Origin of the sequence: Pseudomonas sp. 2822-17 (assembly GCF_002742485.1) — a bacterium.
Classification (GTDB): Bacteria; Pseudomonadota; Gammaproteobacteria; order Pseudomonadales; family Pseudomonadaceae; genus Aquipseudomonas; species Aquipseudomonas cyclaminis.
In genome coordinates, this window is record NZ_LJRZ01000870.1 from 1 (window position 1) to 252 (window position 252).

A 252-nucleotide genomic window follows, 5' to 3' on the forward strand; every position below is an offset into this window, starting at 1 on the left:
GGCCTATACTGGTATGGAAGTGATGCTTATTTTTGATGCACACATGGTTCCAGGTTTAGGGAAAAAATATCAGGACTATAAGTTAAAGATTATTTATACAAGGGAAAAGGAAACAGCTGATGAACGGATAGAAAGACTCTGCAATGAACTGAAAAGGGTAGATACTCAAATTTATGTGGCAACCTCAGATTTTGTTGAGCAGCGTGTCATTTTTGCTAGTGGTGCGTATCGAAAATCTGCTAGGGAGCTTCG

General features: G+C 39.3%; 1 protein-coding gene. It reads left to right on the plus strand.

Annotated features, from left to right (window positions below):
* Positions 1-252: NYN domain-containing protein (locus tag AOA60_RS29555; protein ID WP_178075433.1), on the plus strand; the 252-nt coding region annotated here is incomplete at both ends.